Annotated in this window: 2 protein-coding genes and 1 pseudogene; all 3 read left to right on the plus strand. The window is 51.1% G+C overall.

Features of this window, described 5'->3' with window-relative positions; translation table 11 throughout:
* Window positions 1-921, plus strand: a 921-nt coding sequence (locus FH968_RS24035; RefSeq protein ID WP_370451558.1) for a VENN motif pre-toxin domain-containing protein, incomplete at its 5' end; no start/stop codon positions are given.
* Window positions 922-1,305 (plus strand): hypothetical protein, encoded by a 384-nt coding sequence (locus FH968_RS23435; RefSeq protein ID WP_139883878.1) that lies wholly within the window; start codon window positions 922-924, stop codon window positions 1,303-1,305. It abuts the gene before it with no gap.
* A 299-nt stretch (window positions 1,306-1,604) separates the two neighbouring features.
* A pseudogene (locus FH968_RS23440) lies at window positions 1,605-3,269 on the plus strand (hemagglutinin repeat-containing protein); the annotation flags it as partial.

A 3,269-nucleotide genomic window follows, 5' to 3' on the forward strand; every position in this document is an offset into this window, starting at 1 on the left:
CAGCTGTTCCCGGATACAGATAACCGGGACCTGAGCGAAAGCGATAAGCAGCTGATCAGCAATCTGGCGACCATCGCGTCGGGCCTGGCAGGGAATCTGACAGGCGGCGACAGCAGCAGTACCACCGCCGGAGCACAGGCCGGGAAGAATGCGATTAATAACAACTTGCTGGGTGGCGGAACCGAGGACGGACAGGCAAAAGCGGCACAGGAGCATGCGAAAAATGTGATGTCCTGTTCAACCGACCCTGGCTCTGACAGTTGCCGCAAAGGGCTGGCGATGCAGGATGCGCTGATGGTGGCACTGCCGGCCGGGCTGGGTGGTGGCATGCTGGCGGCAGCGACCCCGGAAATGGCAGCCGCCGCGCAGGCCGCGATACAGGGTTGTGCGGGAAGTATTGTGCTGTGCCTGAATAATGTCGGTATCCAGATGTCGGAAGCCATCGTGCCGGGCGGTGTTGGAGCTGGCGGTGCGGTGGGTATCGGCAAGACAGCGGCAGAGGCAACGGCGGCGAAAGCTGAAGCTGTGGCGGCTAATGCGGCTAAAAATAGTCAATTACCAACTGGAACCGTCTTTGATTCAATTAAAGGCACTCAGCCAGTGTATCCCGGTTCGGTCATTCCAAAATCTTTTGAAATGACATTACCAAATGGGCAAAAAGTATGGGTTCATGGGAATGCTACAGAACATATGGCAGAATATGCGGCATCAAAAGCTGTTACGCAAACACCTGAAGCTGTAAGGCTTGCTAGTCAGGAGGAATTGAGAAGTTTCCAGGCTGCTGTAAATACTGCAACGAAAAATAATATGCCATATGGTGAAAGAATTACCGTAGATGGCTGGCAGTTGGAAATTAAGCCTCCACGTAGTAGAGGCGAGTTACCAACTATTATCCATGCTCGTTACTTGGGGTCACATTAAATGGATATAGAAATTAGCAGTCCAATAAATATTACAATGGATGTGATAGAACTTGATGAACATGTTCCATCACTAAAATTTAGTATTACGATCCGAGTGAAAAAATTTAGCTATAGTTCGGAAATCAATTCTCAGCTATGGATTGAATGCCAATGTTTTGATGACTTTATCGATAATATGCGTAAAGGTGATACAGCAGTACTCAAAGATATGAATGATTTTTTTGAATTGCGTGTAAACCCTATGCAAAATTGGCTTGAGTGGTCATGTGCTAGAGAAGATATGGAAGGGAATATCACATCAGCGAATGGCAAGGAAAAGCTAACTGATCAATCAAAACACTCATTGTATGAAGTATTTAACGATTATCCTAAATGGTGGTAACAAGACGAAAATCCCAGACCTTGGAGTCTGGGATTTTTGCTTTATAGCAGTTACGGCTTCGCTTCTATTAAGATAGTCGTAGCGATTGCGTTTGATCGTAAGAATCAGGTGTTCTCGCTGTAGTAAAATTTTTAAACAGGATGTGCTTTGGTTGCTCTTTAACATTCTCTGAGAAAATAGGTAATGGAGAGCGAAAACGCACGTCGGGGAAAAATAACTCAATTGCATAAGTACACTGGTAAAAGCAGCATGTAACCTGCTGACTGTATTATGAAAATGTCGTTATTCTCACCATAACCGTGTCGGAACGAGTTGTTGTTAAGAATGACGGTAACGATATCCACATCAAAGGCTCCAGTGTGATTGGTGGCGGCGCGGTAACGTTGCAGGCCGGACACGACGTCAACATTGTGGCGGCCACGGAAGAGCAGTTCAGTTATCGGCTGAAAGAGAAAAAAACCAGTGGTCTGATGAGCACGGGAGGCATTGGTTTCACGATTGGCAGTAAATCGTCGCGCCATCAGGTGGACGAAGACGGCATCACGCAAAGTCAGAGTGTCAGCACCATTGGATCGACCGGCGGCAATGTGAATATCTTTGCAGACGGGAAAGCCTATATCAGCGGTGCAGATATTATTGCTGCTAAAAACCTTAACGTGGCGGCGGGGGAAATTGTTATTGACCCCGGTAATGACCAGCTTCACCGCAAAGAGAGTTACGAGCAGAAACAGAGTGGCGTGACGGTATCTGTTTCTTCTGCGGTGACGGATACGGCACTGGCGGCGAACAGTGCGTACCAGCGCAGTGATGAGGTCAGTGATGACAGGCTGAAAGCGCTGTATGCCCTGAAGGCTGCGGATAATGCCTGGGCTGCAGGGGCGGGGGTGTCAGCGATGACGGGCGGCACTGCCCAGGAAAATCTGAACGCGGTAAAGGTGGAGGTCAGTGTTGGTTCAGGCTCCAGTAAATCCGAATCTGAGTTAACGCAGAACGAGGTGCGTGGCAGCACACTCACCGCAGGCGGTAATGTCACGATGGTGGCCACGGGTGGCAACGGCACCAGTGGCGATTTACACATCAGCGGCAGTGGTGTGACGGGGAAAAACGTGACGCTGGTTGCGCAGAACGACCTGCTGCTGGAAGTGGCATCAAACAACCGCGAGCAGACCAACAAAAACAACAGCAGCGGCTGGAACGCCGGGGTGCATGTCTCGCTGGGCCAGGACACAGGGATTGGTGTGTCGGCGAGTGGTTATTAGTCGAAAGGCACATCGGACGGTAACACTAGCGAGTACGTCAACACGCGCATTAATGCCAGCAATGAACTTAGCATGAGCAGCGGGCGCGACACGGTCATCTCAGGTGCTCAGGCGCTGGGGGATAAAATCACCGCCGATGTGGGCCGGGATTTAACCATCAGCAGGCTGCAAAACACCGACGATTATCACAGTAAGCAAACGGATGTGAGCGGCGGGGCCAGCTTTACCTTTGGCTCAATGACGGGGTCGGCGTCGATAAGCATCAACAAGAGCAAAATCGACAGCGAATACGCCAGCGTGGGCGAGCAGAGCGGGTTGTTTGCCGGAGACCGCGGCTTTGATATCACGGTGGGCCACCACACGCAGCTTAACGGCGGGGTGATTGCCAGCACGGCGGAGAGTATTAACAACCAGCTTGATACGGGTACGTTGGGCTGGAATAGCATTGATAACAAAGCAGAATACAGCGCCAGCAGCATCGGCATCAGTGCCGGGGTTTCAGGATCCGGAGGGAAAGGCAGCGGTGGTGTGTTACCGATTATCGGCATTGGCAGCGATGGAGATGCATCGGGTACCACACAGTCAGCCATTGCCGCAGGCAGCATCACTATCCGCGATAAGGAAAACCAGCAACAGGATGTGGCGGACCTGAGTCGCGACACAGAGCATGCCAACGACAGCATCAGCCCGATTTTCGACAAGGAG

This window comes from Buttiauxella sp. B2, assembly GCF_006376615.1.
In the GTDB taxonomy this organism is placed as follows: Bacteria; Pseudomonadota; Gammaproteobacteria; order Enterobacterales; family Enterobacteriaceae; genus Buttiauxella.